The following is a 14,445-nucleotide window of genomic DNA, read 5'->3' as shown; positions in this document are numbered from 1 at the left end:
TGGTGTCTCCCCGTGTGCTGTGCGGTGTGCGGCGGTCAGCCTAGGCGGGGATGCGCGGGCTCCCGCGAGGGGCCCCGCGATCTCCCCGTCGCCTAGAGTCGGTTCGTGCTGTTTGGAATGGTGTGCGCCCTTGGCGCGGCGGTCTGCTTCGGTACCGCGACGGTGTTGCAGGCGATGGCCGCGCGGGAGGCCGGTACGGGCGGGGGCGGCGAGGTCGCCCTGCTGCTGCGGGCCCTGCGGCAGTGGCGGTACCTCGCCGGTCTCGCGCTGGACGGACTGGGCTTCCTGTTCCAGATCGCGGCGCTGCGCTCGATCCCGATCTACGCGGTGAGCGCGGCGCTGGCCTCCAGCCTGGCGGTGACGGCGGTGGTCGCGGCGCGCCTGCTGCGGGTGCGGCTCAGCGGCACCGAGTGGGGCGCGGTGGGCGTGGTGTGCGCCGGGCTCGCGATGCTGGGCCTGGCGTCCGGGCCGGAGGGCGAGGAGGGCGGTTCGCAGGCCCTGAAGTGGGCGATGCTCGCGACGGCGGCGGGCATGGCGGTGCTGGCCCTGCTGGGCGGGCGTCTTTCGGGGCGGATGCGGGCCCTCGTGCTGGGTCTGGGCGCGGGTTTCGGGTTCGGGGTGGTGGAGGTGTCGGTCCGGCTGATCGACTCGCTGCGGCCGGCCGGTCTGCTCACGAATCCGGCCTTCTACGCCCTGCTGATCGGCGGCGCCGCCGCCTTCGTGCTGCTGACCTCGGCCCTGCAACGCGGCTCGGTGACGACCGCGACGGCGGGCATGGTGATCGGCGAGACGATCGGCCCGGCGGCGGTGGGCGTCGTCTGGCTCGGCGACCGCACCCGGGAGGGCCTGGGCTGGCTGGCGGCGCTCGGGTTCGCGGTGGCGGTGGCGGGGGCGCTGGCACTGGCGCGGTTCGGGGAGGCGCCGGCCGTGGCGGTGGAGGAGGGGTGAGCCCGCTCCGGATCAGGAGCAGGAGCACAAGCAGGAGCGGAGTGAGCCCGCCGAGGAGGGAGAGGTCCTCGCCTCACGGCAGTGCCCGGCACAGTGCCTCCAGCGCGCCCGCCCAGGCGCTGTCCGGCGGCGTTCCGTACCCGACGACCAGCGCGTCGGCCGGTTCGGCCACGGCTTCGGGGTGCCGGTGGAAGGCCAGGCCGTGCAGGGCCAGGCCCTGCCACGTCGCGGCCTGCACCACCGACTGTTCGCTGCCCGGCGGCAGCCGCAGCACCGCGTGCAGCCCGGCCGGGATCCCGGTGACCCGGACGCCGGGCGCTCGCTCGGCGACGGCGGCGGCGAGGGCGTCACGGCGGCGCCGGTAGCGCAGCCGGGCGGAGCGGACGTGACGGTCGTAGGCACCGGAGGTGAGGAACTCGGCCAGGGTGAGCTGGTCCAGCACGCCCACGGTGTCGATCCGGCCCTTGGCCGCGGCCGCCTCCTCCACCAGCGAGGGCGGCAGCACCATCCAGCCCAGCCTGAGGCCGGGAGCGAGGGACTTGCTGGTGGTGCCGAGGTGGACGACCCGGCCGGGGTCCAGGCCCTGGAGGGCGCCGACGGGCTGGCGGTCGTAGCGGAACTCGCCGTCGTAGTCGTCCTCCAGGACCAGGGCGCCGGTGCGCCGCGCCCACTCCACCACCGCCGTCCGCCGGTCAGGGTGCAGGGCCGTGCCCATGGGGAACTGGTGGGCCGGCGTGAGGAGTACGGCTCCCTCACCGGTCAACGCGCCCGTGTCGGTGCCCAGTTCGTCGTACGGCAGGGCGGGCGTGGCGAGACCCGCGTCGCGCAGCAGGGCCCAGTGTGCCTCGAGCCCGTAGGACTCCACCGCCACCGAGCGCACCCCGCGGGCCCGCAGCAGCGTGCCGAGGACGCGCAGGGCGTGCGAGAAGCCGGCGGTGATCAGGATCGTCCCGGGCTCGGCGCGGACGCCCCGGACGCGGGCGAGGTAACCGGCGAGCGCGGCGCGCAGTTCGGGGCGGCCGCGCGGGTCGCCGTAGCCGAGGGCGTCGAAGGGGGCGGTGGCCAGGGCGCGGCGGGCGGCCTTGAGCCACTCGGTGCGCGGGAAGGCGGCGAGGTCGGGGGTGCCGGGGACGAGGCTGTACGCCGGGCGGCCCGGCGGTCGGCGCCGGGGCGCCTGCGCCGCGGGCGGGACCACCGCCCGCTCCGCCACCCGGGTGCCGGAGCCCTGGCGGGCGGTGAGCCAGCCCTCGGCGACCAGGTCGGCGTAGGCCTCGGCGACGGTGTTGCGGGCGATGCCGAGGTCACCGGCGAGGGACCGGGAGGCCGGCAGCCGGGTGCCGGGGGCGAGGCGGCCGGTGCGGACCGCGTCCCGCAGCGCGTCGGTGAGACCGCGGCGCAGCCCGCCGGTCCCGGCCGGTTCGAGATGGAGGTCCACGCCCAGATTGGCCCAGGAATTCGCCATGTAAATGGACCATACTCCTGGGCTGCCCCGCTCCTAGGGTCGAACCATGAGCAGCGCACAGGAAACCGTGGAGTACGCCACCGAACACGCCCCGCGCCTGGAGTGGGCCCGGCACGCGCCCGAGGTCTACAAGGCGATGGTCCGCCTGGACACCGCCGCCAGGCAGGGCCTGGACCCCAAGCTGTACGAGCTGGTGAAGATCCGCGCCTCACAGCTCAACCACTGCGCCTTCTGCCTCGACATGCACACCAAGGACGCGCTCGCGGCGGGCGAGAGCGTGGAGCGGATCGTGCAGCTCAGCGCCTGGGAGGAGTCCCGGCACTTCTACACGGAGAAGGAGCTGGCAGCGATCGAGCTGACCGAGGCGGTCACCGTGCTGACCGAGGGATTCGTGCCGGACGAGGTGTACGACCGGGCCGCCAAGCGGTTCGAGGAGGGCGAGCTGGCGCGGCTGATCGCCGCGATCACGGTGATCAACGCGTGGAACCGCTTCGGCGTGACGACCCGGATGGCCCCGGGCCACTACCAGCCCGGACAGCACGCGTGAGCCGCCCCGCCGAACAGTCGCCGGCCGTGAGCGGGGCGGACCTGTTCCGCGCGCTGCACCGCCGGCGCCCCCAGGGCGACCCGCTGGTGCTCCCCGGCCCGTGGGACGCGGCGAGCGCCCGCAGTTGCGTCGAGGCCGGGTTCCCGGCGCTGGCCACTCCCAGTGCCGGGGTCGCCGCCTCGCTCGGCTACGAGGACGGCGACACCCCCGCCGACGAGATGTTCGCGGCGGTGGCCCGGATCACCCGGGCGGTGGACGTGCCGGTGTCGGCGGACGTCGAGGGCGGGTACGGGCTCGCGCCGAAGGAACTGGTGGAGCGGCTGCTGGAGGCGGGCGCGGTGGGCTGCAACATCGAGGACTCGGGAGCGGGGGGTGTCCTCAAGGACCCGCACGAGCACGCCGAGTACCTCGCCGAGGTCCGCTCCGCCGCCGCCGACCGGCTGTTCGTCAACGCCCGGGTCGACACCTTCGTCCACGGCGACGGCGATCCCGAACAGACCATCGCCCGTGCCGCGCTGTACGTGGCGGCGGGCGCGGACTGCGTGTACCCGATCCTCGCGCCGGCCGATGTGCTGCCGCTGCTGCGGTCGGGCATCCAGGGCCCGCTCAACATGGTGGCCCGGCTGGACGGCGAGGGCCCCTCGCCCGCCGTGCTCGGCGAACTCGGGGCCACGCGCGTCACGTTCGGTCCGGGACTCCAGCGACGGGCCGCGGCCGCGCTGGGCGAGATCGTCGCCGGACTGCGTTGAGCCGGCTCAGGACAGCCACTTCTTCCAGACGGACGGGTGGCTGTCCACCCACTTCTTCGCCGCCTCCTGCGGGCTCAGCTTCTGGTCGGCGATCATCAGGGAGACCTCGTTCTGGTCCTCGGTCGTCCACTTGAACTTCTTCAGGAAGGCCGCCGCCTCGCCACCGGTCTTCGCGAAGCCGGAGTTGAGGTACTTCTGCAGCGGGGTGTGCGGGTAGGCGCAGGTGATCTTGGCCGTGTCCGCGTCGCAGCCCTCCTTGTACGGCGGCAGCTTCACCTCCGTCATGGGGACCTTCTTGAACAGCCACTGCGGCGCGTACCAGTACGTCAGGAAGGGCTTCTTGTCCTTGGCGAACTGTTTCATCTGGGTGATCTGCGCCGCCTCGGAACCGGCGAAGACGACCTGGTAGTCGAGCTTCAGGTTCTGCACCAGCGCCTTGTCGTTGGTGACGTAGGACGGGGAGCCGTCCATGAGCTGGCCCTTGCCGCCGCTCTCCGCGGTGCGGAAGAGGGGGGCGTACTTGTTCAGGTTGTGCCAGTCGGTGATGTCCGGGTGCTGCTTGGCCAGGTAGGTGGGGACGTACCAGCCGATGTGCCCGGTCACCCCGAGGCCGCCGCCGGGGGCGATCGTCTTCTTCTCCTCGACGTACCGCTTCTCCTGGTCCGGGTGGCCCCAGTCCTCCAGGATCGCGTCGACCCGGCCCTGGCTGAGCGCGTCCCAGGCGGGCACCTCGTCGACCTGGACGGTGTCGACGCGGTAGCCCAGCTTGTGCTCCAGCAGGTACTGGGCGACGGCCACGTTGGACTGGGCTCCCACCCAGGACTGCACGGACAGGGTGACCGTCTTCGAGCCCCGCGCGTTGGCGAAGGGGCTGGCCTGCTTGGTCATGTCGGCGGCACCGCACCCGGTGAGCAGCGCGAGGGCGGACACACCCGCGGTCACCGTCAGAGTCGTACGGAATCGCATGTCACGCTCCCTTCTTCGCGCGCCGTTCGGTGGGCTGGGTCACCCGGTCGAGCATGAGGCCCAGGCAGACGATGGCAGCGCCGGCCACCAGACCGGTCGCCAGGTCGCCCTGGGCGAGGCCGAAGGCGACGTCGTAGCCGAGGGCGCCACCGCCGACCAGGCCGCCGATGATGACGACGGCGAGGACCAGGACCACGCCCTGGTTGACGGCGAGCAGCAGCGAGCGGCGGGCCAGCGGCAACTGCACCTGCCAGAGCTGCTGGCGGCCGGTCGCGCCGAGCGAGCGCGCGGACTCCAGGGCGGCCGGATCGACCTGGCGCAGACCCTGGGCGGTGATCCGGACGACGGCCGGCAGGGCGTACACGACGGCAGCGGCGACGGCCGGGGCGCGGCCGACGCCGAACAGGGCGACGACCGGGATCAGGTACACGAACTGCGGCATCGTCTGGAAGACGTCCAGCACGGGACGCAGCGCCCGTTCCACGCGGTCGCTGCGGGCAGCGGCGATGCCGGTGGCGAAGCCCAGGACGAGGGTGACGGCGACGGCGGCGAGCACCTGGGAGAGGGTGTCGAGGGACGGCTTCCACACCCCGAGCACACCGATCGCGGCCATGGCGAGGACGGCGGTCAGGGCGGTGCGCCAGGTGCCGATCAGCCAGGCCAGCGCGGCGACGATCAGCAGCACGGCCCACCAGGGCAGCCACTGCAGTCCGTCGCGGACCGGGTCGAGCACCCAGGTGGTGAAGTGGCCCGCCCAGTCGGCGGTGCCGCCGACCACCGGGACACCTGAGTACAGGTGGGCCGTCATCCAGTCGACGGCGCGGTTGACCGGCTCGGCGATCGGCAGGGTCCAGCCGCCGGGCCAGTCGAGGGCGCCGAGGAGCCGGGCGGCCAGGGCGACGGCCACGGTGACGGCGAGGGCGTAGGGCCAGCCGATGGTGCGGGGGCGGCCTGCCCCCGTGGTGCCCTTGCCGGCCGCCGCGGTGACGCGGTCCAGGACGACCGCCAGCAGCACGATCGGGATGCCCGCGGCGAGGGCCGCGCCCACGTCGACGGAGGCGAGGGCCTGGTAGACGCGGTCGCCGAGGCCGCCGGCGCCGATGACGGAGGCGATGACGGCCATGGACAGGGCCATCATGATCGTCTGGTTGAGGCCGAGCAGGAGTTCCTTGCGGGCCAGCGGGATACGGGCCGTCAGCAGCCGCTGGCGGGCGGTGGCTCCGAGCGACTCCACGGCCTCCAGGACCTCGGGGTCGGCTCCGCGCAGACCGAGCGCGGTGAGCCGGGCCATCGGCGGGGCGGCGTAGACGACGGTGGCGAGCACGGCCGCGGGCACGCCGATGCCGAAGACCAGGACGACGGGGAGGAGGTAGGCGAACGCCGGGAGCACCTGCATGGTGTCCAGCACCGGGCGCAGCGCGCGGTTCATCCGGTCGGAGAGGCCGGCGGCCAGACCGAGCAGGGCGCCGACGGCCACGGAGGCGAGGACCGCGACCACCATGAGGGCCAGGGTCTGCATGGTCGGCACCCACATGCCGAGCACTCCGCAGGCCAGCAGGGCGGCGGCCGTACCTGCGGCCAGCCGGACACCGGCGACGCGCCAGGCGACCAGGGCCCCGAAGGCGGTGACGCCGGCCCAGCCCGCGGCGAGCAGGGTGAGGTAGACGGCGCGTACGGACAGGACGACCGCGTTGCTGATGTAGCCGAAGAAGTAGAGGAACAGCGGGTGGCTGTCGCGGTTGTCGATCACCCAGTCGCTGGCATCGGCCAGGGGCTTGGAGAGGTCGACGGTGAGGGCGCCGGGCCAGGACGCGCTGCCCCAGCGACTGTTGACCAGGGGCACGAGGACCGCCGCGGCTACGGCCAGCAGGAGGAGCTTGGCCGCCGCGCGGTGTCTCAGGAAGCCGGGGAGGTGCGTGCGGGGGGCTGTCGCGGTGACCGTTGCCATCAGACGCCCTCCGTGCCGGTGCTCAGGGCGGGCGGGGACGCCTCCCCGCCCGGGAAGGGTGCGGCGGCGTCCGCGCCGTCGCCGGCGGCCGGCGTGGACCCGGTGCCCGCGACCACGCTCAGCAGTTGCTCGTGGCCGACCACTCCGACGCACTTGCCCTCGTCCATCACGCGGGCCGGGGCGCCGGCACGGGCCACCGCCTCGATGGCCTCGGCGACGGTGGCCTCCGGGCGGACGGCTGGGCCGTTGCCCGCCTCCTCCAGGGATGCGGGGCGCATGGCGCTGCGGCAGGTCACCACCTGCTCGCGCGGCACGTCCCGGACGAACTCGCGGACGTAGTCGTCGGCCGGGGCGGAGACGATCTCCTCGGGGGTGCCGAGCTGGACGACACGGCCGTCGCGCATCAGGGCGATGCGGTCGCCGAGCTTCAGCGCCTCGGAGAGGTCGTGGGTGATGAAGACCATCGTGCGGCCCTCCTCGCTGTGCAGGCGGGCCACCTCCTCCTGCATGTCGCGCCGGATCAGCGGGTCGAGGGCGCTGAACGGCTCGTCGAAGAGGAGGACCTCGGGGTCGACGGCGAGCGCGCGGGCGAGTCCGACGCGCTGGCGCTGGCCCCCGGAGAGCTGGGCGGGGCGGCGCTTCTCCATGCCTTCGAGGCCGACCTTGGCGACCACCTCGGCGGCCCGCTCGCGCCGCTCGGCCCGGCCGACGCCCTGGATCTCCAGGCCGTAGGCGACGTTGTCGAGGACCGTGCGGTGCGGGAGCAGGCCGAAGTGCTGGAAGACCATCGCGGCCCGGTGGCGGCGCAGTTCGCGCAGGCGCGTCCGGTCCATGGCGCGCACGTCCTCGCCGTCGATGGCTATGGTTCCGGCGGTTGGCTCGATGAGCCGGGTCAGACAGCGCACGAGGGTGGACTTGCCGGAGCCGGACAGGCCCATCACCACGAAGACCTCGCCCCGGCGCACGTCGAAGGAGACGTCCCGGACGGCGGCCGTGCAGCCGGTGCGGGAGCGCAGGTCGGCGGGGCTGAGGTTGTTCAGCTCCGGGTCGCCCGGGACGCGGCCGGCCTTGGCGCCGAACACCTTCCACAGTCCGTCGACCGAGAAGACGGGGGCGTCGGTGGTGGGCGGCTTACGGGTGGGAACGGTGAGCGTCATCGCGCGTCACCTCCGATCAGATCGACGGCCTTCTCCCCGACCATGAGCACCCCGATCATCGGATTGACCGCCGTCATGGTCGGGAAGACGGAGGCGTCGGCGATACGGATGCCGTCGAGGCCGCGGACGCGCAGCTCCGGGTCGACGACGGCGAGCGGGTCCTCGGCCGCGCCCATGCGGCAGGTACCGGCCGGGTGGTAGACGGTGTGCGCGACCTTGCGGGCGTACTCGCTCAGTTCGGCGTCGTCCTGCACCTCCGGGCCGGGGCAGACCTCGCGCTTGAGCCAGCCGGCCAGCGGCTCGGCCTTGGCGATCTCACGGGCGATGCGGATGCCGTCGACCAGGGTCCGCGCGTCGTAGTCGTCCTCGTCGGTGAAGTAGCGGAAGTCCAGTGCGGGCTTCACGGACGGGTCGGCGCTGGTGAGGTAGAGGCGGCCGCGACTCTTCGGCTTGGGGATGTTCGGGGTCATCGAGACGCCGAACTCCGGCCGCTGGTAGCCCAGTCGCTCCGGGTTGTCGGTGAACGGGATCTGGTAGAAGTGGAACATCAGGTCCGGGCCCTGGTGTTCGGGGTCGCGGCGCACGAACAGGCCCGCGTCCGAGTCCATCGCGGAGTTCTCCGGGATCGGCCCGTTCGTCTCCCAGACGATCACCGACTCGGGGTGGTCGAGCAGGTTCTCGCCGACGCCGGGCAGGTCGTGCGCGACGGGGATGCCGAGCGCCTCCAGGTCCTCGCGCGGCCCGATGCCGGAGTGCATCAGCAGGCGGGGCGAGTCGACGGCGCCCGCGCACAGCACGACCTCGTTGCGGGCCCGTATCAGCAGTTCCTCGCCGTCCTTGGTCCGCACGTGCACGCCTTCGGCGCGGGTGCCGTCCAGCTCCAGCCGGTACGCCCAGGTCTCCAGCAGGATGTGGAGGTTGGGGCGTTCGTCCATGACGGGGTGCAGATACGCCACCGACGCGGAGGAGCGCTTGTTGTTCTCGGGGTGGTAGGCGAGGTCGAAGAAGCCGACGCCCTCGGTGAACGGCTTCTTGTTGAAGCCCTCGACGCGCGGGACGTCGAGCGCGGTCTGCGCGGCGTCGACGAAGTCGCGGGCGATGGCGTTGCGGTCCTTCTCGTCGACGGAGACGATGTTGTTCTTCAGGCGGGCGAAGTACGCCTCCATGGGTACGGCCCCCCAGCCCTTGGCGCCGGCCTCCTCCCACTCGTCCCAGTCGGACGGGAGCGGCTTGAAGGAGATGAGGGTGTTGTGGGAGGAGCAGCCGCCCAGCACCCGGGCCCGGCTGTGCCGGATGTGCGAGTTTCCGCGGGGCTGTTCGGTGGTCGGGTAGTCGTAGTCGAGTTCACCGCCGAGCAGGCCCATCCAGCGGCGCAGCGTCAGCACGTCGTCGCGGCCGACGTCGCTCGGGCCGCCCTCGATGACGGCGACGGTCACGTCCGGGTTCTCTGTCAGCCGTGAGGCGATGACGGAACCGGCCGTTCCGCCGCCGATGACGACGTAGTCGAATTCGTGGGTGTGATCGGGCATCGGGTGGTTACTCCTGGGGGGTGGGAAGTTCAGGGTGCGGAATGCGGTTCGCCGGCGGGGCTGGTGGGGGCTCAGCCGGCGAACCAGCGCACCGGCTTCGGCGCCAGGTTCTGGTAGACGTGCTTGGTCTCGCGGTACTCGGCGAGGCCGGCGGGGCCGAGTTCACGTCCGGTGCCGCTCTTGCCGAAGCCGCCCCACTCCGCCTGCGGCAGGTAGGGGTGGAAGTCGTTGATCCAGACGGTGCCGTGGCGCAGCCGTCCCGCGACGCGCCGGGCGCGGCCCGCGTCGGCGGTCCAGACGGCTCCCGCGAGGCCGTACTCGGTGTCGTTGGCGAGGAACACCGCGTCGTCCTCGGTGCGGAAGGTCTCGACGGTGAGGACCGGGCCGAAGACCTCCTCGCGGACGACCCGCATCTCGCGGTGGCAGGCGTCGAGGACGGTCGGCTCGTAGAAGTAGCCGCTCTCCGGCCGGGTCTCGGACGGCTCGGGACGCTTGCCGCCGCAGCGCAGCACCGCGCCCTCCTCGAGCGCGGAGGCGACGTACGCCTCGACCTTGGCGCGCTGCTGCGCGGAGACGAGCGGGCCGCACTCGACGCCGTCCTCGGTGCCCCGGCCGAGCCTGATCCGCTGGGCGCGGCGGGCGAGTTCGGCGACGAAGCGGTCCCGGACGGACTCCTCGACGATCAGCCGGCCGCCCGCCGAGCAGACCTGGCCGCTGTGGATGAAGGCGGCGTTGAGGGCCTGGTCGACGGCGGTGTCGAAGCCCTCCTCGGTGGCGCAGGCGTCGGCGAAGACCACGTTGGGGTTCTTGCCGCCGAGTTCGAGGGCGACCTTCTTGACGGTGGGGGCGGCGGCCTGGGCGACCTTGGTGCCGCTGACCAGGCCACCGGTGAAGGAGACCAGGTCGACGTCGGGGTGCTCGGCCAGCCGGGCGCCCACGGTGTGGCCGGGGCCGGTGACCAGGTTGGCGACACCGGCGGGCAGACCGGCCTCGCGGAGCAGGTCGATCAGTGCGATGGTCGTCATCGGGGTGATCTCGCTGGGCTTGATCACGAAGGTGTTGCCGGCCGCGAGCGCGGGGGCGATCTTCCAGCTCGCCTGGAGCAGCGGGTAGTTCCAGGGGGTGATGAGCGCGCAGACGCCGACCGGTTCGTGGACGACGACGCTGTGGATGTCGGGCGAGCCGGCGTCGACCACCCGGCCGGGCGCCTCGCCCGCGACCAGGTCGGCGAAGTAGCGGAAGGCGTCGGCGACGCAGTCGATGTCGACGCGGCCCTCCTCGACGGTCTTGCCGGCGTCCCGGCTCTCCAGCAGGCCGAGCTCCTCGCGGTCGCGCACGAGGAGGTCGGCGACGCGGCGCAGGAGCGCGGCGCGCTCGGCGACCGGCGTGCCGGGCCAGGGGCCGTGGTCGAAGGCCTGCCGGGCGGCGGCCACCGCCCGTTCCGCGTCCTTCTCGTCACCCTCCGCGACCAGGGCGAACCGCCGGGCGTCCGCGGGGTCGAGGATTTCGCGCGTCGCGCCGGAGGCCGCTGCCAGCCATTCCCCTCCCGCGTGGATGGTCGCCTGGTCCTGTCGTTCCGTTGTGTCCGCCATGATCGGTGTTGCCTTCCGTTCCTGTTCGGTTCCCATGTGTCACGCAGGCGGCGTGCTCAGAGACCGTCGCCGCCTTCCCGCAACCCGGGCATGCATGCCAAAACAGTGGCGCGCAGTGCGCGGCGTCACTGAAAAGTCATGCGAAAACGGACAGAAACAGGCTATTTAGCGCGGTGCGCTCAGTCCATAGGCGCGTCACAGCCCGTATCGGGCGGGCAGAACCCGCTCAGGGCGGTGTCGAGCAGCTTCAGCTCGTCGTCGCCGCCGTCCTTGTCGGGCCCGTAGGCGGCGACGGCGTAGATCCGCCCGTCCACCGCCATGAAGCGCTCGTCGTAGACGTGCCAGGCGCCGACGTCCGGTTCGCCCTTGATGCTGTCGGCCAGGTACTCCATGCGTGAGCCGATGAAGTCGCCTTCGTCGAGATTCAGCAGGGAGAGCTTCTGGAACCCCGGCGGCTTGGCGGTTCCGTCGGACAGGTAGATCTCGAACGACTCGTCCGGGGACGCCTCCGCCACCTGGTAGATCTGCAGCCGGTGCTTCTGGTCCGGGCTGCGGTAGTTGACGATCCTGATGCCGTACGAGGAGGGCAGCGTGGACCGCGACCATCCCTTGGGGCGTGCGATCCGGAAGCCCTCGTCGTCGTCGTACGACTCCCAGTCGGCGGGCAGCGGGCTCGCGGAGGCGGCGGGCGTGGCCACGTCCTCCGTCGAGGACGCGGAGCCGGACGGGTCGCCGGACGGCTCCGGGGAGTCCGTGACCGCGGAGGCGCTCGGCGAGCCGGCCGCCGGTGCGCGCCGGTCGTGATCACCGGACCCGACCACGAGGGTCAGCACGAGGCTCGCGGCGACACCGACCACGGCGGCGCCCACGACGACGGTCCAGACCGTTCTCCGGCTCGGCCCACCGGTGCGCGCGGGCGCCGGCCCGGGCGGCACGGGCCACTCGGGCGAGGACCAGCCCGCCCCGCCGCCGCCCGCCTCAGGGCCGCTCGGTGCGCCCGGGGCGCCGGCGGAGGCGCCCGGCCAGGGGCCGTGCGGGGCGGCGGGCGAGTCCGGCCAGGGCGACGGCGGCACGGGCGGCGCCGTCTCGGGCATCGCGGGCGCCGCAGGGGCGGACTCCCGACGGACGGAGTCCGGCGGGACGGCCACGCCCTCGGCGGCCGTCGGAGGTCCGGCCGGGGGCCACACGGGCGCCCGGTCCGGCATGGCCGGCGGCGGCGAGGTCACCGGTGCGCCGGCCTGACCTCGCTCGCCGTCCTCCCAGCGCTGCGTCTCCTCGTTCCAGTACCGCGCTCCCCCGCTCATGGCGTCCGCCTCACAGCCCCACCAGGCCGGCCAGCGTGCCCGCCGAGGCGAGCAGACCGACCAGCGCCTGGGAGTCGTCGAGCAGCCGGCGCAGGCGCTCGCGGCGGGAGGGGGTGGCCTGGCCGGTGCGAGTGATCTCGTCCTCCGTGTCCGCGAGGGCGGCGTCGAGTTCCGCCGTCCGGTCGTCGGCCCGTACCCGTGCCAGATCGGCGCGCAGCTCACGCACGGCCAGCAGCAGCTCCTCGGCCGCCGCGTCGCGTGGCGCGGCCGTGCCGTGGTGGCTCTCGGCGTGCGCGCGGTCGCCGATGGCGAAGGTGCTGTGCGAGACATCGCCGATGCTGACCCTCGGCTCATTCGTCGCCATGGGCTTCGGCTCCCTTCCGCGGCTCGCCGCCGCCGTTCGTCGTGGAGGCGGAGGAGTTGTCACCGACGGCGAAGGTGCTGCCCTCGACACTGCCGATGTGCACGCCTCCGTTGCTGATGTTGTTGACCTGCTGGACGAACTCACCGGTCTGGTAGCCGGCTTCGGCGAGCGCGGCGCGCACCCCGTTCGCCACCCGGTCCTGGATGCTCGTGAGGTAGCGGGAGGCGTCCATCTCCTGGAACTGCGAACCGGCCTCGGCCGAGCCCAGCTCCCGGACGGACAGCGCGGGCCCGTCCGGCAACGCGTTCGCGTACCCGCCCGTCAGCAGCCGCCAGCCGTACGCCACGGCCCGGCCGAGGACGATCAGCGACCCGGCCGGCGAGCCCGGCACCCGGGTCATGGCCCAGACCGCCTTGCCCAGCAGGTTGTTGTGCCGGTACCGGTGGGCCGTACGGTCGGCCTCCTTGAAGACCTGGCGCACCGGTGGCAGCACGTGCGGGGCGATCTCCAGCATGAGCATGCGGCCCTGGGTGTGGACGCGCACGAACACCGTGACGACCAGTTCCTCCTCCCAGCCGCCGACGCGGATGCGCAGGAAGTGCCGGCGCTTCTCGGCGCCCTCCTCGACCGCGTGCGCCCGGTGCTCCTCGAAGGCCTGCGGCTGGTACGGCGCGTCCTCGCGGCGCAGCAGGCCCTCCGCGGGCAGGAACACGCACTCGTCGATCTCCAGCCAGCGCAGACGGTCGCGCACCCCGGCCCCCGCGTGCTCGGCGGGCAGCCGGAGCCGCTCCACCAGCGGCCGGATCTTCTCCAGCACCAGCCGGTTGCTGATCGGCTGCTGCCGCTTCTTCAGCGCGTCGGGCTTCAGCTCGACGGCCAGCACCCAGTCCGGCTGTGCTTCCCCGGCCCCGCAGAACGGACGGGCCTCGTGGTACATGATCAGCGGTGCGTGCTGCTCCGTCCGGATGCGGTGTTTGAGCCACTGGAACCGACGGTTCTCGCCCTGCTCGGCGGGGTCGTCGGCGGCGTCGGGGAAGCGCTGCGGGGACAGCTCGGCGGTCAGGACACGGGCGAACTGGCCGCGCTGACCCGCCAGACACAGGGCGACGAGCGCGAGGACGACCAAGGTGGCCCAGGCCTGCCAGGGCTTGAAATGGGTACCGGAACCACCGGAGCCCGGAAGGAACATGTCGCTCAGGCTCGCCGAGTCGGAGCTCCCGTAGGAGCCGTACGAGTCGTACGAGCTGCCGTAGGAGTCGTACGACGTGCCGTCGTCCCCGCCGCCGAACGCCGTGATCAGGGTGAACCCCAGCAGCAGCGCGAACAGGATGCGGCCCCACCAGCGGAAGAGGAAGGCGGGCAGCACGCGGTACAGAGGGGCCACCGGCGAGCGGCCCCTGATCCAGACGCCGATCGCGAGATACAGGCTGGGCAGCAGATAGAGGGCCAGCAGACCCTGGGTCAGGGCCGCTCCCACCAGCCAGAGGCCGAGGGCCGCCGCGGCCCACTGGAGTTCCTGCCGGCGGGCGCGCAGGGCGTGCGCGAGGACGCGGGCGGCGTCGTGACCGAGCGAGGGCGCCACGAACCGCTGCTCGTTGAGGTGCAGTTCGTCGATCACCCGGTCCCGGTAACCGGGGTCCAGGTACGTGCCCGCGCACAGCAGCCGGGTGGCCTCGCTGGCGTGCGGTGGGGTGGGCGGCGCTGCGGACGGTGCCGCCGCAGGCGTCGGCTGCGGTTGCTGCGGCACGAATGCGGTGTTCACGCGATTCCCCCGAGGCGTGGTGAGTCACTCAGTGAAGAGACGAGTTGACGAACCATCAGCATAGGGCAACGGTGTGACACCGGGCGGGCCGCGTTCACGTACGAGCGGGCCCCGCTC

At 73.0% G+C, this 14,445-nt stretch carries 12 protein-coding genes; 3 read left to right on the top strand and 9 right to left on the bottom strand.

What is annotated here, in order from left to right; genetic code table 11:
* The first annotated feature begins 117 nt into the window (after positions 1–117).
* The gene (locus tag ACZ6B1_RS09900; RefSeq protein WP_468777464.1) at positions 118–948 is read left to right on the top strand and encodes a DMT family transporter; all 831 of its coding nucleotides are present in this window, start codon (positions 118–120) and stop codon (positions 946–948) included.
* Positions 949–1,021: 73 nt separating this feature from the next.
* Here ACZ6B1_RS09900 and pdxR read toward each other — a convergent pair whose 3' ends face one another.
* A complete protein-coding gene (gene pdxR / locus ACZ6B1_RS09895) occupies positions 1,022–2,410 on the bottom strand; it encodes a MocR-like pyridoxine biosynthesis transcription factor PdxR (protein ID WP_468776571.1) in 1,389 nt (462 codons plus the stop codon).
* Positions 2,411–2,456: 46 nt separating this feature from the next.
* On the opposite strand from pdxR, the gene ACZ6B1_RS09890 reads away from it, so the two are divergent.
* Both ACZ6B1_RS09890 and ACZ6B1_RS09885 read left to right on the top strand, forming a co-directional pair.
* The gene (locus ACZ6B1_RS09890; RefSeq protein ID WP_468776569.1) at positions 2,457–2,957 is read left to right on the top strand and encodes a carboxymuconolactone decarboxylase family protein; all 501 of its coding nucleotides are present in this window, start codon (positions 2,457–2,459) and stop codon (positions 2,955–2,957) included.
* Positions 2,958–2,983: 26 nt separating this feature from the next.
* Complete coding sequence (locus ACZ6B1_RS09885) at positions 2,984–3,706, top strand: isocitrate lyase/PEP mutase family protein (protein WP_468776567.1); 723 nt, start codon at positions 2,984–2,986, stop codon at positions 3,704–3,706.
* A 6-nt stretch (positions 3,707–3,712) separates the two neighbouring features.
* On the opposite strand, the gene ACZ6B1_RS09880 is transcribed toward ACZ6B1_RS09885, so the two are convergent.
* The 8 genes from ACZ6B1_RS09880 to ACZ6B1_RS09845 all read right to left on the bottom strand — a co-directional run bounded on the left by ACZ6B1_RS09880 (position 3,713) and on the right by ACZ6B1_RS09845 (position 14,328).
* A complete protein-coding gene (locus tag ACZ6B1_RS09880; RefSeq protein WP_468776566.1) occupies positions 3,713–4,672 on the bottom strand; it encodes an ABC transporter substrate-binding protein in 960 nt (319 codons plus the stop codon).
* Position 4,673: 1 nt separating this feature from the next.
* Positions 4,674–6,620 carry an ABC transporter permease gene (locus ACZ6B1_RS09875; protein ID WP_468776564.1) on the bottom strand — a complete coding sequence of 649 codons (1,947 nt, stop codon included), beginning with the start codon at positions 6,618–6,620 and terminating at the stop codon, positions 4,674–4,676.
* Positions 6,620–7,777 (bottom strand): quaternary amine ABC transporter ATP-binding protein, encoded by a 1,158-nt coding sequence (locus tag ACZ6B1_RS09870; RefSeq protein WP_468776562.1) that lies wholly within the window; start codon positions 7,775–7,777, stop codon positions 6,620–6,622. Before ACZ6B1_RS09870 ends, ACZ6B1_RS09875 begins: the two co-directional genes overlap by 1 nt.
* Positions 7,774–9,306 carry a GMC family oxidoreductase gene (locus ACZ6B1_RS09865; RefSeq protein WP_468776561.1) on the bottom strand — a complete coding sequence of 511 codons (1,533 nt, stop codon included), beginning with the start codon at positions 9,304–9,306 and terminating at the stop codon, positions 7,774–7,776. Before ACZ6B1_RS09865 ends, ACZ6B1_RS09870 begins: the two co-directional genes overlap by 4 nt.
* Before the next feature lie 71 nt (positions 9,307–9,377).
* Positions 9,378–10,898 carry an aldehyde dehydrogenase family protein gene (locus ACZ6B1_RS09860; RefSeq protein WP_468776559.1) on the bottom strand — a complete coding sequence of 507 codons (1,521 nt, stop codon included), beginning with the start codon at positions 10,896–10,898 and terminating at the stop codon, positions 9,378–9,380.
* 179 nt (positions 10,899–11,077) lie between these two features.
* On the bottom strand, positions 11,078–12,202 hold the full coding sequence (locus ACZ6B1_RS09855) for a hypothetical protein (RefSeq protein ID WP_468776557.1): 1,125 nt from the start codon (positions 12,200–12,202) through the stop codon (positions 11,078–11,080).
* Between the two features lie 10 nt (positions 12,203–12,212).
* Positions 12,213–12,566, bottom strand: coding sequence for a hypothetical protein (locus tag ACZ6B1_RS09850; protein WP_468776556.1), 354 nt, complete (start codon positions 12,564–12,566; stop codon positions 12,213–12,215).
* Complete coding sequence (locus ACZ6B1_RS09845) at positions 12,553–14,328, bottom strand: hypothetical protein (RefSeq protein WP_468776554.1); 1,776 nt, start codon at positions 14,326–14,328, stop codon at positions 12,553–12,555. Before ACZ6B1_RS09845 ends, ACZ6B1_RS09850 begins: the two co-directional genes overlap by 14 nt.
* Between the last annotated feature and the right edge of the window lie 117 nt (positions 14,329–14,445).

The sequence above is a fragment of the Streptomyces sp. NPDC041129 genome, from assembly GCF_055592265.1.
Note: the sequence above shows the minus strand (reverse complement) of the source record. Positions and strands in the feature narration are given on the sequence as shown.